The organism is Aestuariivirga sp., from assembly GCF_041738905.1.
Taxonomy (GTDB): domain Bacteria; phylum Pseudomonadota; class Alphaproteobacteria; order Rhizobiales; family Aestuariivirgaceae; genus Aestuariivirga.
Genome location: NZ_JBGSOZ010000144.1, coordinates 1 through 25,062 on the forward strand (window position 1 = coordinate 1; position 25,062 = coordinate 25,062).

Sequence of the window (25,062 nt, forward strand, 5' to 3'; positions counted from 1 at the left end):
TGGCGTTCCTGCGCGTGGAAGGGCCAGGCCACTTGCGCCGCCCACCCCGCCGGAAGAGTTCGACGAGGAAGATGTTTTCGAGGATGAGGCGCCGCCGCCGGCACCTCGCCAGCGCGCCAGTGCGCGCGACTACCAGAATGCCTACCGCGAAAACGAAGAGGGATTTGGTGAAGAGCAACGCCGGTCCAGCGGGCCGCTGCTGCTGATGCTGGCTCTCGTGGCTGCGGCACTCCTTGTTGGGGGCGCCATCTGGTACTACGGCGCCAAGATGAAGAACGTTGCTGGCACCGGCACCACGACCTCCGATTCCGTGCCGGTCGTTTCGGCACCCGAGCAACCCGCCAAGACTGCGCCCGAGCAGCCAGCTGATGGCCAGTTGGGCGATGCGCCCGCTGTGAAGAAGAAGCAGATCTACGATCGGATCGTGGGCGAGCAGGAAGTGATTGGCGGCCAGGTCTTGCCGACGGAAGAGGTTCCGGTTCAGCCGGCAACTGCGCAGCCCGCTGCTCCTGCCGACGCGGCCATCGATCCTGCAGCTGCGGCGGACCAGATCCCCTTGCCCGACGTCCCGGCATTGGGAAATCAGATATTGCCAGTTCCCGGTGTCGAGGAGCCGCCGCCGCTTCCGCTACCACCGCCTCCGGGCAGTGACCAGCAAGGGAGCCTCGATCAGCAGGGGATCGGAAATGTCGCGGCCACGGCAGGGCAACCGGAGCAGGGCTCCACCGCCCCTCCGGCGCCAGCCGCCATACCTCAGCCCTCGTCGAGTGACGTCCTTCCCCTGCCGCCCCCGGAAATAGCCACCGACGGGGCGGCAATTGCTTCTGCTGACCCTTCCTCTACGGCGAAAACCGCTGCCGAAGCCGCAGCACCTGCCGCCGCCAAGGTCATTTCCGAGCCTTTGGTGCAGGACGTTGCGCCAGCGCCCGCCAAGAAGGCGACGAAGACCGCCACCAAGAAGAAACCCGCCCCTGCGCCTGCAAAGGATCTGGGCACCGAGCCTGTCGTGCTGGTTCCGCCTGCAGAACCAGCTGCGCCCTCACAGGGTGGGCAAGCCGTTGCAAGCGCACCAGCCGTCGAACAGCCGGCCGTCAGCGCTCCGCCCAAGAAGAAGAAAACGCTCCTCGATATCTTCCGCGGCTCGGATGATGCCGATTCCGCGACGACCCAATCCACCTCGGCCCCGGAAACGCAGGTTGCCGCCGTTCAGCCGCAAGCCAAGGCGAAGGCCGCTCCGGCGCCTGCTCCCGCTCCGGAACAGAAAACGGCTTCCGTCAGTGGCTATCTCATTCAGCTGTCCTCGTTCCGCAGCGAACCCGAAGCGCGGTCCGAATATGGCCGCCTCAGCCAGCTATATCCCACCGTGGTCGGCGGACTGCCGCAGCGGATCAACCAGACCAAGATCGGCGGCAGCACCCGCTACCAGCTGGCACTCGGGCCGCTCAATTCCCGCAGCGAAGCCACCAGAGTGTGCAGCGCGCTGTTCTCGGCAGGCGAGAGCGATTGCATCGTCAGGGGCCCGTGAGCCCCGTAACCATCCGGATTTGACATGACCTCCATCGGTGCCTTCATATCCGGCTGCTCCGGCATGTCGCTCACAGCGGCCGAACGCCAGTTCTTCGCGCGAACCAATCCGTTCGGCCTCATCCTGTTTCGCCGGAACTGCGAAACGCCGGACCAGTTGAAAGCGCTGACCACGGCTTTCCGTGAATCGGTGGGACGCAAGAACGCGCCGGTCTTCATTGACCAGGAAGGGGGCCGCGTACAACGCCTCGGTCCACCTAGCAATGCCTGGAGAAAGTATCCAGCCGCCAAATTATTTGGCGAATGCTATGCCGAAAACCCGCTGGTGGCGCTCCGCAGCGCCCGCAATGTGGGGCGCCTGATGGCCGAGGATTTGATCACCGCCGGCATCACCGCCAATTGCGTGCCGGTACTGGACGTGCCGCAGCCGGGTGCTCACGAGATCATCGGCAGCCGCGCCTACAGCACCCGGATCGACCAGATCATGGCGCTGGCCCGCGCCCATGCAGCGGGTTTCGCCGATGGCGGTGTGCTGCCCGTCATCAAGCACATTCCGGGCCATGGCCGGGCGCAGGCTGACAGCCACATGGAACTTCCCGTCGTCGAGGCGACGAGGGCGGAGTTGGAAGCGATCGACTTTCCGCCTTTCGCTGCCATGGCGGATGCGCCGATGGGGATGACCGCGCATGTGGTCTACACCGCTCTCGACAAGACGGCGCCTGCCACGCTGTCAAGGAAAGTGATCGCCAATATCATCCGCAAGCAGATCGGTTTCCGGGGGCTGCTGATGACCGACGACCTCTCGATGAAGGCGCTTGCCGGTTCATATACCGAGAAAACGCGCTCCGCTCTCGATGCGGGCTGCGACCTGGTCCTCCACTGCAATGGCGAGATGGATCAGATGGAGGAGGTGGCCGCGGCGGCGGGTGCTCTCAAGGGCAAGGCGCTGGCACGCGCGCGCGCCGCGCTGAAGGCCGCGCGGAAGCCGCAGGCCTTCGACCGGAAGCAGGCGCTCAAAGACCTGGAATCGCTCGTTTCCCGGTGAATCTGGGGATAAGTTGTGGCATCACGGCGAATCACCCCCAATCCCTTGGTAACAAGGCTTGGACGGAACGAGGACCATCGACCAAGTGAGCGAGCCCGACACCCCATCGATTGCACCCGTGCCAGAGGCGTGGCCTGACGGCGAAGCGCCGCTGCGCGTGGTTCCCCCGGCGCCTGACGACAGCGCCGCCCTGATCATCGACGTCGATGGGTTCGAGGGTCCGCTCGACCTGCTTCTGGAACTCGCCCGGCATCACAAGATCGACCTGAAGCAGATTTCGATCCTCAAGCTGGCCGAGCAATACCTCGCCTTCATCGAGAAGGCGCGCCGCCTGCAGTTGGAGCTTGCCGCCGATTACCTCGTGATGGCGGCCTGGCTCGCCTATCTCAAGTCGCGCCTACTGATCCCGGCGCCACCGGGAACGGAAGAGGCGGAACCGGCCGATCTGGCGGCCCGCCTGGCCTTCCGGCTGCAGCGCCTGCAGGCCATGCGGACCGCGTCGGAAAACCTCATGAGGCGGAGCGTGATGGGCCGCGACGTGTTCGCGCGCGGGGCGCCCGAACCGCTGATCTTCGACACCAAGCGCGAATACGGCGACAATCTCATCGATCTTCTCAAGGCCTATGCCGAGCGCCGCCAGCAGAAGATGCGGCGGCAGACCTATACGCCCAAACGCCATCCCACATGGTCGATCAAGGAGGCCCGCAACGCCCTCGAGAGGCTGGTGGGCGTGATGAACGACTGGGGCACCTTCGATATCTGGCTTGCTGAATACATGACGGAGCCCGGAATGCGGCGGTCGGTAACCGCCTCGAGCTTCACGGCGAGCCTCGAGCTTGCGCGTGAAGGCCTGCTCGAATTGCGGCAGGAGGGGCCTTTCACGCCGATCTTCCTGCGGCGGCGGGCGAATGCGGCCTGAGGGCCAGACGTGGTGAAGGAGTAAACGACGATGCAGCAGAACACAGCAGCGGCCGATGCCGCGCCCGAGCTTGAATCGACGGAGCAGGATCTACCCGTCGGGACGGAGCATGATGCTGAAGCCGATGCTGGGCCGGAGGCGCAAGTCGCGACCGTCACGCGCCATCCGCGCGCTGACCGCAACCAGCATCTCCGCATCGTCGAGGCCGTGCTGTTTGCCACCGCCGATCCCGTCGACGCCGCCCATATCGGCAGCTTCCTGCCCGAGGGCACCGACGTTGCCCCGCTTCTGGCCGACCTGCAGGCGAACTATGCCAACCGCGGCGTGAACCTCGTCGAAGTGGCGGGCAAGTGGCTGTTCCGCACGGCGGATGACCTCGGCTACATCATGCGCCGCGAGACGGTGGAGCAGCGGAAGCTCTCCAAGGCCGCCATGGAGACGCTCGCCATCATCGCCTATCACCAGCCGGTGACGCGCGCCGAGATCGAAGACATCCGCGGCGTCGCCATCTCCAAGGGCACGCTCGACATGCTGCTCGACATCGGCTGGGTGCGCATGCGCGGCCGCCGCAAGACGCCGGGCCGGCCCGTCACCTACGGCTCGACGGATGCCTTCCTCAGCCATTTCGGGCTCAACGAAGTGGGTGATCTTCCGGGCCTTCAGGAACTCAAGGGAGCAGGGCTTCTGGAAGCCAATCTGCCGCCTGGCTTCGACATTCCGATGCCCCGCAGCGGCGAGGAACTGGCGCCCGACGAAGAGCCGCTGGACGGCACCGAACTCGATCAGCCGCCGCTCGAAATGCATCTGCCGGAGCAGTCCGAAGACACCGGCAACGAGCCGCAATAACTTAGGTCGAATTTACCTTAACTCTTGACTCTGGCTGCAATCGCCACGGTGTTTACCAACACTAGTGCTGGCGTTCTGCTGCGCCTTTTCATAAAATTCTAATTGTCATCACAAACTGCTCCGGAGTGCTCCACGCTCACGAGCGGAACCACTGGCGGGACGGTGCGGCCTGCACCGCTGCATCGTCCCACTGCACCACATTCACAACAGCAAACGAACCGTTTGCCCCACGCTTCAGGTCTGCCGCATCTCCTGAGACGGGGGGTTCGCCGGCCCGGGCTGGACCATGGGTGGCCTCCCCATGTCCAGTTCCGGGCCGGCACTCGTTTGTGTGAACGGCGGCGGCAACCGCCAGGCCTTCACCTCAAAGCTGGATATAGGTGTTCTTCACCTGGCAATACTTGTCCATGGCGTGGAGCGACTTGTCGCGGCCGATGCCGGACTGCTTGTAGCCGCCGAACGGGTTGGTGATGTCAGAGCCCCAGACATTGTTGACGACGACGGTTCCGGCCTTGAGCTGGCGCGACAGCTTGTGGGCGCGGGAGACATCGCGGGTCCAGAGATTTGCCTGCAGGCCGTAGATCGAATCGCTCGCCAGCCGCACGGCTTCCGCCTCATCCTTGAAGCTGACCGCCACGACGACGGGGCCGAAGATTTCTTCCTGCGCGATCTTCATGGAGTTCGTCACGTCGGAGAAAACAGTGGGCTCTATATAAGCGCCGCCGGTGTCCTTGCGAACCTGCGATCCGCCCGCCGCCACCGTTGCGCCCTCGTTGCGGCCTGCCTCGATATAGCCCAACACGCGGCTCATCTGGTCGGCATCGACCACGGCACCCATGGCGGTGTTGGGGTCCAGCGGATCGGCGGGAACCCAGGGCTTGGCGTGCTTCGCCACCAGTGCGATGAATTCATCCCTGATCGTGTCCTGCACGAGGATACGGGTGGGGGCGTTGCAGCTTTGCCCCGCATTGTAGAACACGCCATCGGCGGAGACCTTGGCGATGCGGTCGAGGTCGCCCGCGTCAGCGAACACGATGTTGGGGGACTTGCCGCCGGTCTCGAGCGAAACATGCTTCATGTTGCTCTCGCCCGCATAGCGCAGGAAATACTTGCCCACCTGCGTCGAGCCCGTGAAGGCGATCATGTCGACGTCCATGTGGCGGCCCAGCGCCTGACCCGCCGTCTCGCCAAAGCCGGGGAGAACCTGCAGCACGCCATCGGGGATGCCGGCCTCGGCGGCGAGTTCCGCAATGCGCAGCGCCGTCAGGGGTGACTGCTCGGCGGGCTTCACGATCACCGAGTTGCCGGTGGCAAGTGCTGGTCCCAGCTTCCACGAGGTCATCATCAGGGGATAGTTCCACGGCACCACGGCGGCGACGACACCGATCGGCTCGCGGGTGATGAGGGAAACCGAGTCGGGCCTGTAGGGCGAGATCTCGTCATAGACCTTGTCGGCGGCTTCCGCGTACCACTGGATCGCCTGGATCGAGCCCGGAATGTCGCCGCCCGCCGAGGCCGAGATGGGCTTGCCCATGTCGAGGGTTTCCAGCAGCGCCAGCTCGTCCTTGTGCTTCTGCATCAGGTCCGCGAATTTCAGCATCACCTTCTTGCGCTTGCCCGGGTGGCAGGCCGACCACGAACCCTTCTCGAACACGGCGCGGGCGGCGGCGACAGCCCGGTTCACGTCTTCCGCGTCGCATTCCGCGACGTGAGTCAGCACCTTGCCATCGATGGGCGAGACGCAATCGAAGGTCTTGCCCGAGGCCGCGGCCACGTACTTGCCGTTGATGAAGGCCTGGTTGCGATAGCTCAGGGTGGGGATGAGGCTGCGGAAATCGGCGGGCATGGGGAACTCCGGTGGTGAAGGAATTTCATCGGGCGAAGGGCCAGAAACGCGAAAGGCACCGCGCGGGCGGTGCCTTTTCAATTCGTAGGTGGAAAACCCAAGATTACTTGATCTTGGTTTCCTTGAATTCGACGTGCTTGCGAGCGACGGGGTCGTACTTCTTGAACGACAGCTTGTCGGTCTTGGTGCGCGAGTTCTTCTTGGTAACGTAGAAATATCCGGTGTCGGCAGTCGACGCCAGCTTGATCTTGATCACATTGCCTTTGGCCATAACGGTCTCCAATCGGGATTTGGTGCGGATAGACCCGAAACGGGGCGGAAAGTCAAGCGATAGGGGCATGCCTCGGGTCATGGCGGCACAATCGCGCGTGGCCCACACACATGATGGTTTCGCGAACCCGATGGTGCATTTCCCGGGCCGGATGGTAACGTTCCGGTTCAGACACTGGAGAAGGATGAGGGAATGAACAGGGGCAGGGGCACCGGATTGTTTGCGGCTTTGGTGCTATTGCTCTTGCCGCAACAGGCTTTCGCAATTGATGGCTCAGGCGAGGCCTGGGGTTCCCGCGATCCCGGGAGCTGCACCTCCATCCGGCTCGATGGTCCGCCAGGTCCTGAACAGGTCGCGGACATGCTCCGCTGCAAGCACGATGTCGATGTCCGGGGCGAGCTCTGGCTGATGGAGAACATCGCAGTCACCGTCGCGCCCGGCGTGCCCCTCATCGATCTGTACAATACTTACAACATGGAGAATGGCGACGTCACCGCGACGGTCTACCCCATCTCAGGCTCCTTCACCTGGGCCGTCTGCACGACCCGCAAGGACGCTGCCCTCTACGGCGGCAACCCCGATCTCAACTGCAAGGAACACGACGTGCCCTCCGCGAAAGGCGTCTGCTGGCCGACAGTCCCAGGCGACTGGAAATGCCTATTGACCGGCGGAATGACGGTCACGCGCGGGGGAACCAGACCCCCGCAATAGGAACCCTTGTCCTCATCCGTAAAAGGAGAAGGTGGTGCGATGAAAGTCAAATCTCAGAAACCAATACCAAGCGGCTCCTTGGAGAGTTTCGCATATAACTTTCGCTTCGCCAGTCTCCACATGGCCAAATGTGCGACCAACAGATCTTTGGGGCGTGAACCAATCGAAGGTCTTGGCAGGGTAGTGGCCCCTTGAATTCATCCCGCCATCGCAGAACTGAACATCAGGCTTCTTATGCCCGTCACCAAGTCAACGTCTTGCCGTTGTCTTGAAAAAGTGCTTCGCCTGTCTTCTCTGGGTTTCCAACCTCTGCGCCAGGAAGAAGATCAGCCTCGCTTACACCATAGTGCTTCATGCACATTGGGCAGACGAGAACTGTTCCTCCGGCAGCCTGAAATTCGGCTACCATGGTCTGCTGTTCGGAAAAGGAAGTTGCATTCTTGGTCGAGGCAACCAGAACCCCCTTGTCATTGAAGAAGATGGTTACCTGATGCCCCCTCTTTTGCTGATTGATGCTGAAATTCAGTGCCATTCTCGCCCGATGTGAATCATCTGTCGTCATGTTGACAAATAGCGGATCGGTTGCGCCAGCCAATGCTGGGCTTGCTAACATAATCGTTGCTCCGATCATGCCAATGGACGTGAGAATAGACCTGCGATTCATTTTAAAACCCTCTCGTAAAACGTCGACAAAGAACTGAAACGTTGCCTCGCCGCCTGTGTTTAATTTGAAAGCTTTTCTTGCTGAAAATCCTTGATTTGCATCAACAGACGCATCGTTGCCCAGCTTCACTAAAGGCCCGCTACTTTTGGTGGCTGGAAAAATCGAAAACAATTCCGGCTTAACTGCCTTGCTCGCAGGCCATTCTACTGCCTGCAATAGAACAGTCCTCATCCGCCCTTCGGGCACCTTCTTCCATCCTGCGGACGGGAGAAGGGGAGAGTTATGAAATCTCATCCTCCACCCAAGTCTTGCCCCGATAGTACTGAAAGCTCGCGGGGCAGTCGTGGGCGGGGAGGTGGCCTTGGTCGAGGAAGGGCTTCAGGCGTTTGAGCGCGTCAATCGTGATGAGCGGCAGGTCGAGGCCGGCGATGTCGTCCAGCGTCAGCCACGACAGCGTCAGGAGTTCGCCGCCGCCGTCGTGGTGGGGAGCGTCGAGGTTGGTCAGTCCTTCGGCGTCGGCCACGAAGAAGCGGCTGTCGTAGCGCCTTGTGCGGCCCGGTGGCGTGATGGCGCGCATGAAGAGGGTGAGGCCGGAAAGGTCGGGTGCGTCCTCAGGGCGGCTGCGGCCGAAGACGAGGCCGGTTTCCTCCCAGGTCTCGCGCACGGCCGCCTGAGCGAGGCCGCGGGCGCGGGTGGACGTGGGCCGCCCGCGCATCCGGGCCATGAGTTTCGCAAGCGTAGCCGGATGCAGGTCTTTGGCAGGCTTCACCCGGCAGTCGGCGGCATCGAGCCGGCCGCCGGGGAAAACGTATTTGTTGGGCATGAAGGCATGGCCGCCTGCGCGCTGGCCCATGAGGATGCGCGGCACCGCCGCATCGCGCCGCACGAGAATCAGCGTGGCGGAGTCCTTCGGTTTCAGAACCTTCGGGTGAACCTTCGATCCGGCAAATTCCGGATGGTCGTAGCTCATTCAGCCTCTTGTCGGGCCGCGTAGTCGAATCCGTGCATGCGGAGCGCCCATTGGAGGCCGACGATGGCACCCTTGATGCCGGGCATCAAGGCAAAGGTCAGGGCGAGCGTCACCACCGTCCACAGCGTGAAATGGAACAGCAGCGGCGGCGCCCAGAGCTTTTCGACAACCAACACCAGCGGCACCACGATGTGGCCGACGACGAACATGGTGAAATAGGGCGGCGCGTCATCGGAGCGGTGGTGATGCAGTTCCTCGCCGCAGTGGCCGCAGGTGTCGGCCACCTTCAGGAACTTGCCGAACATGCGGCCTTCGCCGCAGGCTGGACAAGTGCAGCGAAACCCCCGCCACATGGCCTGTTTCCAGGAGCGGGTTTCGGAGTGATCGGGTGAGCCGGTTTCGATGGTCAAGGTCATGGCTGCGGAACATGAGGGCGGGACACGACAAAGAGAAGATCACCGTCCGCCGCGCGACTGTCTGCCGCAAGGCGAGCATGTGCTGGCGCCAGTCAGCGGCGGCGGCCCTTGAACTTCGTGGGCGGTCGGCCGGTCTTCACGCTCCGGCGAGGTGCGGGCTTTCCCTCGCGCGCTTCGGAGACGACCTCGAAGCGCATGCCGCCTGAAACGGGCGTCGCTTCCACCAGCTTCACCTCAAGCCGGTCGCCCAACTGATAGGTGTCGCCACTGCGCTCTCCGACCAAGGAATGGCGGGTCTTGTCGTAGACGAAGTAGTCGCGGCCCAGCGTGGTGACAGGCACGAAGCCATCGGCGCCTGAATCGTCGAGCTTCACAAAAAGGCCGGCACTCACGACGCCGCCGATGCGGCCTTTGAAGATGGCGCCGGTCTGCTTCGAGAGATGGGCGGCGATCAACCGGTCCAACGTCTCGCGTTCCGCCGCCATGGCGCGGCGCTCGGCATCCGAGATCATCTCTGCCGTATCCGAGAGCTTGGCGATGTCGTCGGTCGATAGACCATCGTCACCGAAGCCACAGGCGGTGATGAGGGCGCGGTGGACGATCAGGTCGGCATAGCGGCGGATGGGCGAGGTGAAATGCGCATAGCGCCTCAATGACAGGCCGAAGTGACCCTTGTTGTCCGGGCTGTAGATGGCCTGCGCCTGCGTGCGGAGAACCACCTCGTTGACCAGATGCTGATAATCCTTGCCCTGAACTTCAATCAGCAACTTGTTGAAATGCTTGGGCCTCATGACCTGGCCCAGTGGCAGGTTCATGCCCACGGTGCGGAGGAATTCAGCGAGCGCGCGGACTTTCTCCTCGGATGGCTGGTCGTGGACGCGGAAGAGGAGCGGCGTCTTGCGGTTCTCCAGTTCCTCGGCTGCGGCCACATTGGCCTGGATCATGAATTCTTCCACCAGCTTGTGAGCATCGAGGCGATCAGGCGTTACCACCCGCTCGATCAGGCCATGGGCATCGAGGATCAGCTTGCGTTCGGGCAAGTCGAGTTCCAAGGGCTCGCGGGCGTCGCGGCCCTTGCGGAGAATGGCGTAGGCTTTCCACAGCGGCTTCAGCACGCCCTCCAGCAGCGTGGAGGTTCTGTCATTGGGCTTGCCGTCGATGGCGGCCTGCGCCTCCTCATAGGCTAGCTTAGCGGCGGAGCGCATCACCACGCGCTCGAAACGATGCCTGGTCTTGCGGCCCTGCTTGTCGAAGGACATGAAGCAGGCGAGTGCGGGGCGCTCCTCCTTCTCACGCAGCGAACAGAGATCGTTCGATATGCGCTCCGGCAGCATGGGGACGACACGGTCGGGGAAATAGACCGAGTTGCCCCTGATACGCGCCTCGCGGTCCAGCGCCGTGCCGGGCCTCACGTAGGCAGCCACATCCGCAATGGCGACGATGATGTTGGTTCCGCCCGTCTGCTCGTCGATCTCCGCCCAGACAGCATCATCGTGGTCGCGCGCGTCACGCGGGTCGATGGTAATCAGGGGCACGTCGCGGAGGTCGCTGCGGTTGGCACGGTCGAAGGGCTTCAGTGACTCACTCTCCCGCAAGACCCGTTCGGGAAACTGGTTGGGAATGCCATGGTGATGGATGGCGATCAGTGAAATATTGCGCTGGTCGGTGAGATCTCCAAGCCTCTCGCGGACGCGGGCCGAAGGCAGGCCCCGCCCTCGGTCCTTGATGATTTCCGCTTCGACGAGTTCGCCGTTCAGCGCGCCATTCTCGTCGCCCTTCATTACCTGAAGTTCGTTACGCGCCTTCTTGTCCACCGGGATAAGGCGGGCGCCAAGGCCGGGAAGCACGCGGTAGACACCCAGCACCTTGTTCGAGGTTTCTGAAAGCGCCTTGATGACCCGCGCGCGGAACTTGTATCGGCCATCGCGGGAGGATTGAATCTTGGCCAGCACCCGGTCGCCCTTGCGCGGCGTGGCGTCCCCGCCCTCGATGACGACTCGCGGCGGCTTGCCGGCGACTCTCTCGTCCCACTCCACGGGCTCAGCATAGGCCTCGCCATCCTTGTCGGTGCCCATGATTTCCAGGACGGTGACGGGGGGCAGCGACGCGCGGTCGATCAGCTTCCGCTGACGCTTGGCCAGCAGGCCCTTGTCCTCCATGTCACGGAGCAGGGCCTTGAGCGCGATCTTGTCTCCGCCCGTCAGACCGAAATGTCGCGAAATCTCGCGCTTTCCCACGATCGAGGGCGAGGATTGTATGAAATCCAGAACATCCGCCTCCGTGGGGAGTTGCGGTTTCTGCGGGATCCTTTTTGCCATGCATCAAGGCATAGCCGGAAGGCAGGTACCGAATCCAGCGGATTGCAGGTTTGCTTCGTAGCCGATTCCTTTTGCTTCTTCCGCAGAGTCAGGCCGCGAGTTGCCCAATTGACAGTCTGATGCACCGATTTCAGTGACCATTTCTTTGGCGCATGCAGTTCTTTGGCGCATGCAGTGCCGGTTCAATCTCCGGGTGAAAACTCGAACCGAACATTAACCAAAGTATTGACATGCTGTTTCAACTATTGAGACATCACTCCTCGGAGTCGCTTTGCGTGTTGTGGGCTGGTGCAGTCGAAATGCCGGGAACGAAAAAACAGTATGGGGCTCTGGCCTGGCGCTACACGGTTGCTGGGCGCGAAATCCTGTTGATCTCGTCGCGCGATACTGGCCGGTGGGTCATTCCCAAAGGCTGGCCCATCGCGGGGCTTTCGCCGTCGCAGGCGGCCGCGCGCGAAGCCTTCGAAGAGGCGGGACTGGGCGGACAAATCAGCAAGAAGCCGATCGGCAACTTTGAATACAGCAAACGGCTGGACAACGGCAGCGTCTTGCCATGCAAGGTCGATGTGTATTCTCTCGAACAGATGATCCAGCACCAGACATGGCCGGAGCAGGGCCAGCGGAGGATGCAGTGGTTCCCGGTGGCGGAGGCCGCGAATGCGGTTCAGGAACCTGAACTCAAGGCCATCATCCGGAAGCTGGCCTGACCCTCAGGGGGCGGAAGCTCCCTCGCCGATGACTGGTTCTGATACCGGGTCAGGCGGCCTTTGGCTTCTTAGCCTTCACGGTTTTCTTCGCCGACTTCTTCGCGGCAGCCTTCTTCGCTGGAGCTTTTTTCGCGGTAGCACCGGAGACGGGCGCTTTCTTTGCAGCGGCCTTCTTCGATGGCGCCTTCTTTTTCTTTGTTGTCGGCTCCTTGCCGGCGCGTGCTGCGATGAGGGCGAGGGCCTCCTCCACGGTCAGCGCCTGCGGGTCGGTTCCCTTTGGCAGGGTGGCATTGACCTTGCCATGCTTCACGTAGGCGCCGTAGCGGCCGGCCATAACCTGGATATTGCCGCCGCCATCCGGGTGAGGGCCCAGATCTTTCAGCGCACCAGGTTTTGGCCGTGAGAAGCCCTTGGCCTTCTTCTCGGCCAGAATGTCCACCGCGCGGTTGATGCCGACGGTGAAGACGTCTTCCGGCGTCTCGAGATTCGCATAGGTGCCGTCATGCAGGATGAAAGGCCCGAAGCGGCCGAAGTTGGCGACGATGGGCTTGTTGGTTTCGGGGTGGATGCCGACCTCGCGGGGCAGCGAGAGGAGGCGCAAGGCCTCTTCCAGCGTGATCTCCTCGGGCTTCTTGCCCTTGGGGATTGAGGCGCGCTGCGGCTTCTCGCCTTCCGCGGCTTCGCCCAATTGCAGGTAAGGCCCGAAGCGGCCCAGACGGCGTGTGATCTTTTCTCCGGTTTCCGGGTCCACACCCAGCAGCACGCCCTCGGCGGGTACGGCCTCGGGGCCATCGGCCCCTGGTGACATGGGGCGCGTGAACTTGCACTCAGGGTAATTCGAGCAGCCGATGAAGGAGCCGAACTTGCCGAGCTTCAAAGACAATTGCCCGTTGCCGCAGGACGGGCAGCCGCGCGCATCGCCGCCGTCTTCGCGGGGCGGGAAGATGTGGGGGGCGAGAATGTCGTTCAGCGCGTCCAAGACATTGGTGACGCGGAGTTCCTTGATGTCTTCGAGTGCGGCCGTGAAATCCTTCCAGAAGTCGCGCAGCACGTCCTTCCAGTTGATCTCGCCGGCAGACACCTTGTCGAGCTGCTCTTCCAGGTTCGCAGTGAAGTCGTACTCGACGTAGCGGCGGAAGAAGCTTTCGAGGAAGGCGGTGACGACGCGGCCCTTGTCCTCGGGGATCAGGCGCTTCTTGTCGATGCGGATATAGCCGCGAATCTTGAGGGTCTCGAGGATCGAGACATAGGTCGAGGGGCGGCCGATGCCGAGTTCTTCCAGCTTCTTGATGAGGGAGGCTTCCGAATAGCGCGGTGGCGGCTCGGTGAAATGCTGAACACCTTCGAGCTTCCTGACCCCGATCGAATCTCCCCGCGCCATGGCGGGCAGCCTGCGGGAATCCTCGTCCTCGCCATCGTCGAGGCTCTCGGAATAGACCTTGAGAAATCCGTCGAACTTGACGACCGAACCCGTTGCACGGAAAGCATAATGTTTCCCGTCGCGGCCTTCCGTGCCGATGTCGGCGGTGGTGCGCTCGAGCTCGGCACTCTCCATCTGGCTGGCGATGGTGCGCTTCCAGATCAGCTCGTAGAGGGCGAACTGGTCCTGGTCGAGCGTCTTGCGGACGGCCATGGGGTGGCGCGACATTTCTGTCGGACGGATCGCCTCGTGGGCTTCCTGCGCGTTCTTGGCCTTGGTGGTGTAGTGGCGCGGCACCGAGGGGAGATAGGGCTCGCCGAAGTTCTTCAGGATGGCGTTGCGGGTGGCGGCAATGGCTTCCGGCGCCATGTCCACGCCATCGGTTCGCATGTAGGTGATGAGGCCCACGGTCTCGCCGCCGATGTCGACGCCCTCATAGAGGCGCTGGGCGATCTGCATGGTGCGCGACGAGGAGAAGCCAAGCTTGCGGGAGGCTTCCTGCTGCAGGGTGGAGGTTCGGAAGGGCGGGTAGGGGTGGCGCTTGGCGGGCTTCGAGTCGATCGTGTCGACCTTGAAGGGCTGGCCCTTCACCGCCTGCTCGATGGCGCGCGCCGAGGCTTCGTCCTTGATGTCGAGCTTGGCCAGCTTCTTGCCGGCGATGGAGTTCAGCGAGGCCTGAAACTCCGCGCCCTGCGGCGTGGTGAAGGTTCCGTCGATGCTCCAGTATTCCTGTGCACGGAAGGCCTCGATCTCGAGTTCGCGGTCGCAGATGATCCGGAGCGCCACCGACTGGACGCGGCCCGCCGAACGCGAGCCCGGCAGCTTGCGCCAGAGAACGGGCGAGAGCGAGAAGCCCACCAGATAATCGAGGGCGCGGCGGGCGAGATAGGCATCGACCAGATCGGCATCGACCTGGCGCGGGTGCTGCATCGCCTCCAGCACCGAGGATTTGGTGATGGCGTTGAAGACGACGCGATGGACTTCCTTGCCCTTCAGTGCGCCCTTCTTCTTCAGCACTTCCAGCACATGCCATGAAATGGCCTCGCCCTCGCGGTCGGGGTCGGTTGCGAGGATGAGCCGGTCGTCGGATTTCAGCGCTGCGGCAATGTCGGACAGCCGCTTGGCCGACTTGCCGTCGACCTCCCAGTCCATGCCGAAGTCCTCGTCGGGGCGAACCGAACCATCCTTGGCGGGCAGGTCGCGGACATGACCATACGAGGCCAGGACGGTGAAATCCTTGCCGAGATACTTGTTGATGGTCTTGGCCTTTGCCGGTGATTCAACGACGACGACGGTCATTCACAGTCCTGATCAAGTTTCGAGGCGTCATATAGGCATCGCCCCGCCGCTGCAAGGCACGGCAATTTTGCTGGTCCTAGCAACGTCATGCAATCTGTAGGTGCTTTCATTTCCGAAAAACCCGTGTAGGGTGTAGTTACGCTAAGTCATTCAACTCATCGGAGCGCCCATGAACTTCAACGCTCACTCTGGCACGGCAAGATCTTCCCGCAAGACACGTACTATCGGATATTCTTCTACCGAAGATGGTTCTCTCGATGAGCCCGGCCGCCAGCGGGAGACGGCGCAGTATCTCGCAGACATGATTCTCGAACTGCGCAACCTTGCCAGGTCGGCCAAGCTGTACCAGGTGATGGTGCCGCTCGAGTATTCCTATTACGAGGCCTTTGCCGTGGCCAACAAGGTGCAGGTTTCGCAGGAAGAGGTGGACCACCTCAACGAACTCGCAAGGGCCAGCCATGAGTTTGAGGCGGTGCCGGAAGAATACTGAGACTGAGGCGGCTTCCGTAATCGGGGTCGCCGCCCATCTCCATCACAAGACGAAATCGTCGGCACTGTAATCCAGTCCGGTGCCGAACTGGCTGACGGTGATGCCATTGAGCAGGATGCTGTCCTTGCCCGCGAAGATCATTGCGAAGCCGGTGGCGCTGTCGGTCTTCAGGTGATTGGCCACCAGATCGGCGAAATCGACAATTGCGGTGATCCCGGACAGGTCGATCTTCTCGTTGTTGTTGCGTGAGAAGTCCTGGATTCTGTCGGCGCCGAAGCCTTTGGCGAAGTAGAAGTAGTCGAAACCGGATGACCCGGTGAGAATGTCCTTGCCGGCTCCGCCGATCAGCATGTCGTTGCCGGCACCCGCATCCAGACGGTCATTGCCCGCAAGGCCATCCAGGACGTCGTCTCCCAGCAGGCCCAAAACCTTGTTGTTGCCAGCCGATCCCTTGAGAATATCCCAGTGATTGCTGCCTTCGAGATCCTCGACGTTCTTGATCGTATCGAAACCCTGCCAAGTGTCCTGCCGTCCAATGATGTCGAGCGAGACCTTCACATCAACCAGTGAGGACGCATAGCTGACGCGATCGACGCCGGCCCCACCATCGATCCGGTTGTCACCCAGTCCGCCGTCGAGCTTGTCCTGGCCCGTCCCGCCGATCAGGATGTCGTTGCCGCCCTTGCCGAACAGCTTGTCGTTGTTGTCGCCGCCGCGGATCGTATCGATGAAGTCGCTGCCGGTGAGGCGGTCATTGCCGCGCTTGCCGTCGATGACAGCATAGTCAGCACCCACAAATCCGGCGACGGTGGTGACATCGATCACGTCGTTGACGGTGGCACCTCCGGCATCGCCCTGGACATGCACGTTCTGGGTCAGTTCCAGCAGCCGGGACAAGGCCTCAAAATGTGCGCCGCCGCCAGTCAACCAGTATTCAGTATCCTGAGCTGAATCAGCGATGGCGTTGTAAACAGAGTCTACGTTCAGGTTGTGGAATCCTTCCGGCTTGACGTTGCCGAAGTAGGTTCCGGCAGGAAGGTAAAAGTATCGCTCCAACAGCAACGCGGCATAGAAATCGGAAATCTTGGTTTCGGCACCAAGGTATTCGAGAATGGTACTCACTTCAGCCCAGGCAGGCACACTATAAATCTCAAATACGCCAGCAGGCTCCGTTGCAGAAAGCGGTATGATTGCGACCTTGTAGTTGTAAATCCTATTATCAAAATTTGAAGCTGCTGTCTCTTCTCTCGCTACGACCTCGAGCGTGAATGCCTCGTCGTAGAACTCATAGAGGTCAGGCTGCATTGCGTTGAACGCAGTCATTGCACTTTGTAGTTCCGCCTTGCCCTCGGCTGCGAAGGCACCCTCCTGCAACTCATCGATGATCAGTTCGCGTACCGCGCTGGCGGCGATCAGGATCGGAAGCAGCACGGTTGGCGAGACCGGCGCAGTCGTCGTGTATGAAATGATGCCGGAGAGGGCCGTTATGGATTTCTGAATGGCGAGGTCACGATAGACCGCCTCGCCGGTGGCGCGGTAGAAGTTGAGATTGGTGAGGCTGTCGGAGATGTTGGAACTGTAGTTCGCCAGTTGGCCCGCAACGACAGTCTCATGGACCTTTTCGGTCGCGCTCAGAATTTCCTTGGAGATCGTGATCAGCTCATCGAGCTTCTGATTCACCTCTGCCATCGGGTTTGGCCCGAAGAGATTCTTGAGGCTCGAGGCGATGCTCAATGCAGATCCCAAGGCTTGCAAAGGGTTCATACTTTTTCCGATCGTCGGTTGAAATGGCTTTGGATAGTCATCAAGAGAATGGCTGACTCAAACGAAGTGACTGTCTGGCAATCTGGAATTGATTGCAAGTTTTAATCCAAATGAGCTGCGACCGGGCGTTGCCTGGCCCGGGGGTGATTTCCCCGCGCGCCTTACAGGGCGTGCTTCCTGTGGCCCAACGGCTCGGCATGGGCGATGACCCTGCGGATGTCGGGGTAGCGCTCTTTCAGGCCCGCTTCCACACGGTCAATGTCGTCGTGGATCTTCTCCACCGTCTCACCGGGCAAGCAACGGCAATGGTAGTGCAGGAAGAGGCCTTCCTCGTTGCGCCTCAGCCTGATGTTGTGGATCTCGGTGAGGCGAGCGAAAGGCGCCGTCAATTCCATGAGGCTTGCGGTCACTTCGGCGGCGAGGGCTGGCGCCGCATCATGGCCTTCCAGCATGCGCTCGGGCTGGGGCTCGATGTGGCTCTCCACTTCCGCGTCACTGCCGAGTTCGCTGCGGATCGCATCTTCAAGAATTGTCGCCGTCTCGTGGGCCTCGCCCAGCGGCATCGATCCTTCCACCTCGAGGTCGAAGCTCACCGCGAGCTTGCCATCGAGTTGCTGCACCGTCAGGTGATGGATGGCGAGGTTGCGGCGCGATGCGATGAGCATGACCTTCTGGAACACCGATTCATTGTCGAGCGTCACCGGGTTGGCCGTGACGGTGATGTCGGCGTTGGGGAAGCGCTCCTGAACCCGGTCCTGAATGGCGTCCTTCACGCGCACAATCTCGTCGATGGGCATGGTGCGGGCGACCTCCACCACGATCGAGGCGAACATGGTGGCACCCGACGGGCGGAGACGGATGGATTTTATGGTGAGCACACCATGCGTATCTAAGACGATGTCCCTCACGATGCTGGTGGCACCGGCCGGCGCTGCGTCGAGCAGGGTGTTCATGGTGCGCGCGCCCAATTGCCAGCCGGCGCGCGCAACGAAGCCGGAGACCACCAGTGCGGCGATCGAGTCGGCAGCCGGGATGCCGGCCCAGACGGCGCCAAGGCCGCCCAGAACCACGATGGAACTCCACATGTCCGACGAAAAGTGCAGCGCGTCGGCTTCAAGCGCCTCGCTTGAGGTCTTTTCCGCGACCCGCTTCAGCGCCCGCGCCCGATTGTAGTCGATGATGATTGAGCCGGCGATGATGGCGACGGCCCACCAAGTGACTTCGACATTGTGCTGCTCGCCGCCATAGAGGCGGCTCAATGCTTCCCATACGATCCAGGCGGTGGTGAGGAAGAGCAGGGCGGTTTCTACCAGCGCCGCCACGCTTTCGATCTTTGCGTGGCCATAGTGGTGCTCGTCGTCGGCCGGCTGGTCGGACCAGCGGATGGCGAAATAGGTGACGATGGTGGCACCGAAGTCGATAAGGCTGTGGATCGCCTCCGACAATATGCCCAGCGAACCCGTGAACATGGCTGCCAGAAACTTCGAGCCGGCCAGAACCGCGCTGGCGGCCATAGAGACAAGTGCGACGCTCTGTTTTTCGGACGTGGACATGGTGGCTCCTTAGTCGGGCCCGCTCATCGGCTCAAGCCATTCATCATTAGCATGTGGCCCGGCGCTTTGCGCAGTTGCCAGCGGCATTGGAAAGGCTTTCGCTGGGGACCAGCAACCATGCCGTCCGATTCCACAGCAGCCATACTGCCCCAACCGCGCCGCGCCGGGGCCTATACGTTCGCGGCCATCTTCGCGGTCGAATCCTTTGTGCGCGCGCTCAACTCCACCGTCGTGTCGCTGCAGGCCTACGACATCCTCGGCTCGGCCCAGAAGGTGAGCGTGCTGTCGACGTCGGTATCGATCACGGTCCTCGCCGTCACGCTGATGCTGCCGCATGTGCTGGGGCGGCTCAGGCGGCGCTGGGCCTATACGTTCGGCGTGGTCCTGCTGATGGCGGCGAGCCTCGCGCTTGCGAGCCATGTGCTGGCGGGGCAGGCCGCCGGGATGCTGATGCGGAACGTGGGTGCTGCCATCGCCAACATCACGCTCTCGCTCTATATCCTCGACCATATCCGGCGGAACGACCTTGCGCGGGCAGAACCGTTGCGCCTCAGCCTCTCGACCTTCTCCTGGATGATGGGACCGGCGACGGGCGTCTGGCTCTATGTCAGTCTCGGGCCCTGGGGGCCGCAACTCGCGGCCATCGCTTCCGCAGGCGTGCTGCTCGTCATCTTCTGGTACCTGCGGCTTTCCGAGAATGTGAGCGCTCCACGGCCCGTCAACCTCAAGAGGTTCGATGCGATCAGCAACCTGAGGCGCTTCACGAGCCAGCCGCGCCTGAGGCTGGCCTGGCTCATCGCCTTCGGGCGCTCATGCTTCTGGACCACGTTCTTCATCTACGGGCCGTTGCTCATCGTCGAGTCGGGCCTCGGCAAGACGCTGGGCGGACTGATGATCTCCGCCAGCCAGGCCGTGCTGCTCACGGCCTGGGTGTCGGGCCGGATCGCCCGGACGCATGGTGTGCGGAAAGTCATCGCCGGTGCATTCATGCTGTGCTGCGTGACGTCGCTCGGGGCGGGACTGGCAGGCACATCGGCGCCCTATGTGGCGATGGGCTGCCTGCTCATGGGGTCGGTGGCGGCCTCGGCACTTGACGGCGTGGGCGGCATTCCGTTCCTGCGCGCGGTGCGCCATCGCGAGCGCCAGGAGATGACGGCGGTCTACCGCACCTATATCGATTGCTCGGAACTGATCCCGGCCTCCGTCTTCGCCTTCGCGCTGCTCTGGCTTCCCATCGGCATGGTCTTTGTCATCCTTGCGGTGGGCCTTGCAGGCATCGGTTTTATTGCGTGGAGATACCTACCAAAGTCGCTGTAGCAGCAATTTGGCGGCCAGTTTAGGAAGCAATTGCAACCTTGGGAAAGCAAGGCGTGTCCGGATGCACTTTAATTTTCATTGCACTTGACGTAAGACGCGCGCCGCGCGCAACTGACTGCCAAGCAACCAGATACACGTGGAGGGGGCCTTGCCACAGAAAATTACCGTTGGGCACAAGCAGCTCATGGCGGAGGCGGAGGCACAAGTCTCCCACGTCGATACCACCGAAGCGATTGCCATGGTGCAGAATCCGGATGTGGTCATCGTCGACATCCGCGACATCCGCGAAATCCAGCGCGAGGGCCGCATCCCCGGATCGTTCCATGCGCCGCGTGGCATGCTGGAATTCTGGGTCGATCCCGACAGTCCGTATCACAAGCCCGTCTTCGCCGAGGACAAGACCTTCGTCATTCATTGCGCCTCTGGCTGGCGCTCGCTGCTTGCCACTGAAGTATTGCAGCGCATGGGCCTCAAGCCCGTGCTGAACCTCAAGGGCGGTTTCGGTGCGTGGAAGGACGCGGGCGGTCCGATCGAGAAGGTCGAACCCAAGTGAGCGTGCTGCATCTCATCATCGGCAACAAGAACTACTCGTCGTGGTCCTTGAGGCCGTGGATGGCGCTGAGCATGGCGGGCATTCCCTTCCGCGAGACGGTGATCCCGCTCGATACGGCCGATACCGCGAGGCTCATCGCGGAGCATTCGCGCGCCGGGCGCGTTCCGGTGCTGCGGCATGGCCGCGCCACCATCTGGGAGTCGCTCGCCATCATGGAATACCTGGCGGAGCTGTTCCCGGAGAAGAACCTCTGGCCCAAGGCGGCATCGGCCCGGGCCATGGCTCGTTGCGTTTCGAACGAGATGCATGCCGGGTTCAGCGCGCTGCAAAACGCATGCCCGATGAATTTGCGCCGCCCAAGGAAGCCGGTTCCGTTTAGTGACGCTGTGATGAAGGACGTGGGCCGCATCGAGGAAATCTGGCACGAGTGCCGGGTCAGGCACGGCAAGGGCGGCAAGTTTCTGTTCGGCAAGTTCTCGATTGCGGACGCCATGTTCGCGCCGGTGGTCACCCGTTTCGACACGTTCATGGTGCCGGTGGCCAGCGAAACGCGGGCTTACATGGACACGGTCATGAACACCGAGGTTTTCCGCTCCTGGCGGGAGGCGGCGCTCAAGGAAGAGTGGATCGTTCCGGCAGACGAGGTGGACTAGAAGATAGCCCGCGAGAGCTCGAAACCGGCGATTGAACAGATCAGCAGGCCTACGGCGATCATCAGTGGTTTGCGGGGTGCGACCTTGAGAAGCCATCCGGCGAAGAAGGCTGCCGGCAGGCCTCCCAGGATGAGGCCCATGATGGCGGTGAAATGATCCATGATGCCATTGGATTCCGCCCACACGCCCAGGAAGATGGTAGCTGCGAAGGCCGAAACGACGGCGCAGGTCACCACGAACTCAGCCGCGTTTACGGTGCCCACGACGAAGCGGGGTGAGGCACCGGCACCGATCAGGCTTGAGGTGACCACCGGTCCCCAGCCGCCACCGCCGATCGCGTCCAGAAATCCGCCCGCCGCACCGAGCGGAGCGATGTATTTGCCAGGGACGGTCTTGCTGGAAGGGAACATCAGGCCCCGCCAGATGATGACCAGCCCCATGATCCCGAGGTAGCCGAACACGAAAGGCCTGATTGCACCCGCGGCCACGTTCACGAGAACCATGGCGCCAAGGATGCCGCCGATGGACCCCGCGATGCAGAGAATGATCAGGATGCGCTTGTCGACGTTGCCGTGAAGGATGTGAGACGTGCCGGAGGCGGCGGTGGTGAAGAGTTTTGCCGCATGCACGCTGGCGGACGTATGGGCCGGGGGAACACCCGTGGCGAGAAGCACTGTTGCCGATATGACGCCGTAGCCCATGCCAAGCGCGCCGTCGATCAACTGCGCGAAGAAGCCTACTCCAGCGAACACGATAAAGTCATAGACCCACGAATCCATCGCACTTCCCCCTGGTGAACACTTCGACAAGGAAAGTCATGCCGTAGATAATCTATCAATTCAATAGGCATTGTAGATTAATAGGATTTTGTCTCGCGTCGTTGGCTCAATGGGCCGCCGATGAGGGACCTGCGATATCCTGACCATTGTGGGTCCAGTGGATGCCGCATTCGGACTTGTTGCTCCCGGCCCAGCGGCCGGCACGCGGGTCGGACGAGCTTCCGCCAGCCTGCGTGCAGGGCTCGCAGCCGATCGAGAAGTAGCCGATCTCGGTCAGGGGATGGGTCGGCAGATTATGCGACCTCATGTAGGCGCCGATGTCGAGCGCGGAGAAGCCGGCGAGAGGCTCCACCTTCAGGCGTTCATCGGTGATCGACAGGAAGTCGAGCGTCGCACGCGCCGCGCCGTGATAGCGCTTGCGGCCCGAGATGGTGACGTCGAAGCCTTCAAGCGCCCTCTGCAGCGGCAGGGTCTTGCGGACGTGGCAGCAGCGGTCGGCATGGGATTGGTGCAGCGTGCCGTCCGGGTCGGCGGCCGCCAGGTCGGCTTCGTCAGGCGTGATGATGCGGACGCCCGTAAGGCCCAGCCTGTCCACCAGCTTCGAGCGATATGACAGCGTCTCCCAGAAGTGCTTGCCGGTATCGAGGAAGATCACCGGCGTCGCCTTGTCGACCTCAGCCACCATGTGCAAGAGCACGGCGGATTCAGCGCCGAAGGACGAGACGACAGCCGCGCGGCCCGGGAAGTCGCGGAGGATGGGCTCCAGCAATTGCTGGCCCTCCAGACCGGCATAGGTCTCGAAGATGCGCTTGTCCAAGACGTTCATCCCGCGTGCGGCTGTTCAAGCCAGGGCTCAGCGTCCGTGTGGCGCTCAGTCCAGATTTCGGCCTCGGAACCGCGACGGAAGAGGCCGCGCTGATAGGCCAGCGACATCTGCTTCGAGGCCTGCTGCCAGACGTTGAGCGGGAAGCGCTCGCCGATCTCGAACGTGTCGAAGCCCACCTGCAGCATGAACTGCAACTGGTCGGGCAGCACGTTGCCGGTGGCGCGGAGTTCTCCGCGATAGCCCAGTTGTCGGAACTGACGGGCCAGCGAATAGGCGCGGCCATCGTTGAAGGCGGGGAATGGCAGAACGATCACCGACAGCTTTGGCAGGAAGGTCGTGAGCGCTTCGGCGCGGTCGGCATTGCCGAGCTTCACGCCAAGCTTGCCGGTGCGCTGCGAGAGCTGCTCCCAATCCTTCAGGAGCCGCGCGTAGGGGACGATGACGTCACCCGCATTCGGAAGCTCGCCCTCGGCCTCGGCATGAATCCATGTATCGGAGATCAGCGTGTTGTTCTTAAGCAACGGCATAGAGAGCCTCCTTGAAGGGCTTGGGGCCAACGCGGCGATAGGCGGCGAGGAATTCCTCGCCCGGCTCACGGAGCTTCAGATAGGTATCGAGAATGGTTTCGATGGCATCCGCTACCTCATGGCCAGCGAAGCCCGGCCCGAGGATGGTACCGATCGAGGCGTTCTCGGCAGACGAGCCGCCGAGCGTGATCTGGTAGAATTCCTCGCCCTTTTTGTCGAGCCCGAGAATGCCGATGTGGCCCACATGATGGTGGCCGCAGGCGTTGATGCAGCCCGAGATATTGATCTTCAGCTTGCCGATCTCGTCCTGCTTCTTCGAGTCCTCGAACTTCCGCGAAATCGACTGTGCAATCGGGATCGAGCGGGCGGTGGCGAGCGCGCAATAGTCGAGACCGGGGCAGGCGATGATGTCGCCCGCAAGGCCATAGTTCGCGGCACCGAGGCCCGCTGATTCAAGCTGCTGCCAGACGGCGAAGACATCGTCCTTCTTCACATGCGGCAGCACGACGTTCTGGGCGTGGCTGATGCGCAGTTCATCGAAGCTGTAGCGCTCGGACAGATCGGCCATGAGGCGCATCTGGCCGGACGTGGCATCTCCCGGAATGCCGCCATCGGGCTTCAGGGAGATGTTGACGATGGCATAGCCATCGGCGCGATGGGGCCCCAGGTTATTCTTTGCCCAGCGGGCAAAGGCGGGGTGGCTGAGCTTCGCTTCCTCGAAGCCAGGCGACCAGCGCGGCAGCTTTTCAAGCTGGGGCGGGGCGAAATAGGCTTCGATCCGTTTCAGCTCGCGCTCTTCCACTTCAGTCGATGCGTGTGGCCGTTTCGCATACTCCGCCTCGACTTCAGACTTGAACTTGTCGGCGCCGATCTCGTGCACAAGGATCTTTATGCGGGCCTTGTACTTGTTGTCGCGGCGTCCATAGAGATTGTAGACGCGCATGATGGCTTCAAGATAGGCGACGAGCTCATGCTCCGGCAGGAAGTCGCGCACGGTGACGCCGATCATCGGCGTGCGGCCGAGGCCACCTCCCACGATCACTTCCCAACCGGTTTCGTTCCTGTCGTTCTTGTGCAGGCGAAGGCCGATGTCGTGAACCTTGACGGCGGCGCGGTCGTTGGGCGCACCCGTCACCGCGATCTTGAACTTGCGGGGCAGGAACGAGAATTCAGGATGGAGCGAAGACCATTGGCGCAGCAGCTCGCCCACGGGACGCGGGTCGGCGATCTCGTCGGCGGCGGCGCCGGCCCAATGATCGGTTGTAACATTGCGGATGCAGTTGCCGGACGTCTGGATGGCGTGCATCTCGACTTCCGCCAGCGCGTCGAGGATGTCAGCTGTTTCCTCGAGCTTGATCCAGTTGTACTGGATGTTCTGGCGGGTGGTGAAGTGACCGTAGCCCTTGTCCCACTTATCTGCGATGAAGGCGAGCTGGCGCATCTGCCGGCTCGACAGCGTGCCATAGGGGATGGCGACACGCAGCATGTAGGCGTGGAGCTGGAGATAAAGTCCATTCATCAGGCGGAGCGGGCGGAACTCTTCTTCCGTCAGATCGCCCTTCAGGCGGCGATCAGCCTGGTTGCGGAACTGATTGGTCCGTTCACGGACGAACTGATGGTCGAACTCGTCATAGCGGTACATGG

23 protein-coding genes are annotated in these 25,062 nt (G+C 62.1%); 10 read left to right on the top strand and 13 right to left on the bottom strand.

The features are described from left to right. The 4 genes from ACEW8Q_RS13090 to scpB all read left to right on the top strand — a co-directional run. Positions 1-1,525 (top strand): SPOR domain-containing protein (locus ACEW8Q_RS13090; protein ID WP_373504498.1); only part of this gene is annotated, 1,525 nt, incomplete at its 5' end. 24 nt (positions 1,526-1,549) lie between these two features. Continuing rightward, positions 1,550-2,569, top strand: coding sequence for a beta-N-acetylhexosaminidase (gene nagZ, locus ACEW8Q_RS13095; protein ID WP_373504499.1), 1,020 nt, complete (start codon positions 1,550-1,552; stop codon positions 2,567-2,569). Between the two features lie 85 nt (positions 2,570-2,654). Next, the gene (locus tag ACEW8Q_RS13100; protein ID WP_373504500.1) at positions 2,655-3,488 is read left to right on the top strand and encodes a ScpA family protein; all 834 of its coding nucleotides are present in this window, start codon (positions 2,655-2,657) and stop codon (positions 3,486-3,488) included. A 30-nt stretch (positions 3,489-3,518) separates the two neighbouring features. Next, on the top strand, positions 3,519-4,334 hold the full coding sequence (gene scpB, locus ACEW8Q_RS13105) for an SMC-Scp complex subunit ScpB (protein WP_373504501.1): 816 nt from the start codon (positions 3,519-3,521) through the stop codon (positions 4,332-4,334). A gap of 364 nt (positions 4,335-4,698) precedes the next feature. On the opposite strand, the gene ACEW8Q_RS13110 is transcribed toward scpB, so the two are convergent. Further along, a complete protein-coding gene (locus tag ACEW8Q_RS13110) occupies positions 4,699-6,180 on the bottom strand; it encodes an aldehyde dehydrogenase (RefSeq protein ID WP_373504502.1) in 1,482 nt (493 codons plus the stop codon). 103 nt (positions 6,181-6,283) lie between these two features. After that, a complete protein-coding gene (rpmG, locus tag ACEW8Q_RS13115; RefSeq protein ID WP_373504503.1) occupies positions 6,284-6,451 on the bottom strand; it encodes a 50S ribosomal protein L33 in 168 nt (55 codons plus the stop codon). A gap of 192 nt (positions 6,452-6,643) precedes the next feature. On the opposite strand from rpmG, the gene ACEW8Q_RS13120 reads away from it, so the two are divergent. Next, entirely contained in the window at positions 6,644-7,162 is a 519-nt protein-coding gene (locus tag ACEW8Q_RS13120; protein ID WP_373504504.1) for a hypothetical protein, read from the top strand. 241 nt (positions 7,163-7,403) lie between these two features. Here ACEW8Q_RS13120 and ACEW8Q_RS13125 read toward each other — a convergent pair whose 3' ends face one another. The 4 genes from ACEW8Q_RS13125 to rnr all read right to left on the bottom strand — a co-directional run bounded on the left by ACEW8Q_RS13125 (position 7,404) and on the right by rnr (position 11,530). Continuing rightward, the gene (locus ACEW8Q_RS13125) at positions 7,404-8,072 is read right to left on the bottom strand and encodes a DsrE family protein (RefSeq protein ID WP_373504505.1); all 669 of its coding nucleotides are present in this window, start codon (positions 8,070-8,072) and stop codon (positions 7,404-7,406) included. A gap of 34 nt (positions 8,073-8,106) precedes the next feature. Then, positions 8,107-8,796, bottom strand: a complete 690-nt coding sequence (locus tag ACEW8Q_RS13130; protein WP_373504506.1) for an NUDIX domain-containing protein — start codon at positions 8,794-8,796, stop codon at positions 8,107-8,109. After that, positions 8,793-9,212 (bottom strand): DUF983 domain-containing protein, encoded by a 420-nt coding sequence (locus tag ACEW8Q_RS13135; protein ID WP_373504507.1) that lies wholly within the window; start codon positions 9,210-9,212, stop codon positions 8,793-8,795. The genes ACEW8Q_RS13130 and ACEW8Q_RS13135 overlap by 4 nt, the downstream gene beginning before the upstream one ends. Positions 9,213-9,304: 92 nt before the next feature. Then, on the bottom strand, positions 9,305-11,530 hold the full coding sequence (gene rnr / locus ACEW8Q_RS13140) for a ribonuclease R (RefSeq protein WP_373504508.1): 2,226 nt from the start codon (positions 11,528-11,530) through the stop codon (positions 9,305-9,307). A gap of 299 nt (positions 11,531-11,829) precedes the next feature. On the opposite strand from rnr, the gene ACEW8Q_RS13145 reads away from it, so the two are divergent. Then, the gene (locus ACEW8Q_RS13145; RefSeq protein WP_373504509.1) at positions 11,830-12,237 is read left to right on the top strand and encodes an NUDIX hydrolase; all 408 of its coding nucleotides are present in this window, start codon (positions 11,830-11,832) and stop codon (positions 12,235-12,237) included. Positions 12,238-12,286: 49 nt separating this feature from the next. On the opposite strand, the gene topA is transcribed toward ACEW8Q_RS13145, so the two are convergent. Next, positions 12,287-14,956, bottom strand: a complete 2,670-nt coding sequence (topA, locus tag ACEW8Q_RS13150; RefSeq protein WP_373504510.1) for a type I DNA topoisomerase — start codon at positions 14,954-14,956, stop codon at positions 12,287-12,289. A gap of 169 nt (positions 14,957-15,125) precedes the next feature. Between topA and ACEW8Q_RS13155 the strand changes: the two genes are divergently transcribed. After that, entirely contained in the window at positions 15,126-15,446 is a 321-nt protein-coding gene (locus tag ACEW8Q_RS13155) for a hypothetical protein (RefSeq protein ID WP_373504511.1), read from the top strand. Between the two features lie 42 nt (positions 15,447-15,488). Here the strand turns inward: ACEW8Q_RS13155 and ACEW8Q_RS13160 are convergent, their stop codons facing one another. Together ACEW8Q_RS13160 and ACEW8Q_RS13165 are read right to left on the bottom strand one after the other, a co-directional pair. Further along, positions 15,489-17,180: a calcium-binding protein gene (locus ACEW8Q_RS13160; RefSeq protein WP_373504512.1), complete on the bottom strand. Its 1,692-nt coding sequence runs from the start codon at positions 17,178-17,180 to the stop codon at positions 15,489-15,491. Positions 17,181-17,371: 191 nt separating this feature from the next. Then, on the bottom strand, positions 17,372-18,763 hold the full coding sequence (locus ACEW8Q_RS13165; protein WP_373504513.1) for a cation diffusion facilitator family transporter: 1,392 nt from the start codon (positions 18,761-18,763) through the stop codon (positions 17,372-17,374). Between the two features lie 117 nt (positions 18,764-18,880). Between ACEW8Q_RS13165 and ACEW8Q_RS13170 the strand changes: the two genes are divergently transcribed. From ACEW8Q_RS13170 to ACEW8Q_RS13180, 3 genes are all read left to right on the top strand, one after another. Continuing rightward, positions 18,881-20,080, top strand: coding sequence for an MFS transporter (locus tag ACEW8Q_RS13170; protein ID WP_373504514.1), 1,200 nt, complete (start codon positions 18,881-18,883; stop codon positions 20,078-20,080). Between the two features lie 148 nt (positions 20,081-20,228). Next, positions 20,229-20,633, top strand: coding sequence for a rhodanese-like domain-containing protein (locus tag ACEW8Q_RS13175; RefSeq protein ID WP_373504515.1), 405 nt, complete (start codon positions 20,229-20,231; stop codon positions 20,631-20,633). Further along, positions 20,630-21,286 carry a glutathione S-transferase family protein gene (locus ACEW8Q_RS13180; protein ID WP_373504516.1) on the top strand — a complete coding sequence of 219 codons (657 nt, stop codon included), beginning with the start codon at positions 20,630-20,632 and terminating at the stop codon, positions 21,284-21,286. Before ACEW8Q_RS13175 ends, ACEW8Q_RS13180 begins: the two co-directional genes overlap by 4 nt. On the opposite strand, the gene ACEW8Q_RS13185 is transcribed toward ACEW8Q_RS13180, so the two are convergent. From ACEW8Q_RS13185 to ACEW8Q_RS13200, 4 genes are all read right to left on the bottom strand, one after another. Next, positions 21,283-22,065, bottom strand: a complete 783-nt coding sequence (locus ACEW8Q_RS13185; RefSeq protein ID WP_373504517.1) for a sulfite exporter TauE/SafE family protein — start codon at positions 22,063-22,065, stop codon at positions 21,283-21,285. The genes ACEW8Q_RS13180 and ACEW8Q_RS13185 overlap by 4 nt on opposite strands. Positions 22,066-22,171: 106 nt before the next feature. Further along, positions 22,172-22,891, bottom strand: a complete 720-nt coding sequence (locus tag ACEW8Q_RS13190; RefSeq protein WP_373504518.1) for a phosphoadenylyl-sulfate reductase — start codon at positions 22,889-22,891, stop codon at positions 22,172-22,174. Then, a complete protein-coding gene (locus tag ACEW8Q_RS13195) occupies positions 22,888-23,418 on the bottom strand; it encodes a DUF934 domain-containing protein (RefSeq protein ID WP_373504519.1) in 531 nt (176 codons plus the stop codon). The genes ACEW8Q_RS13190 and ACEW8Q_RS13195 overlap by 4 nt, the downstream gene beginning before the upstream one ends. Beyond that, positions 23,405-25,060, bottom strand: coding sequence for a nitrite/sulfite reductase (locus ACEW8Q_RS13200; protein WP_373504520.1), 1,656 nt, complete (start codon positions 25,058-25,060; stop codon positions 23,405-23,407). The genes ACEW8Q_RS13195 and ACEW8Q_RS13200 overlap by 14 nt, the downstream gene beginning before the upstream one ends. Between the last annotated feature and the right edge of the window lie 2 nt (positions 25,061-25,062).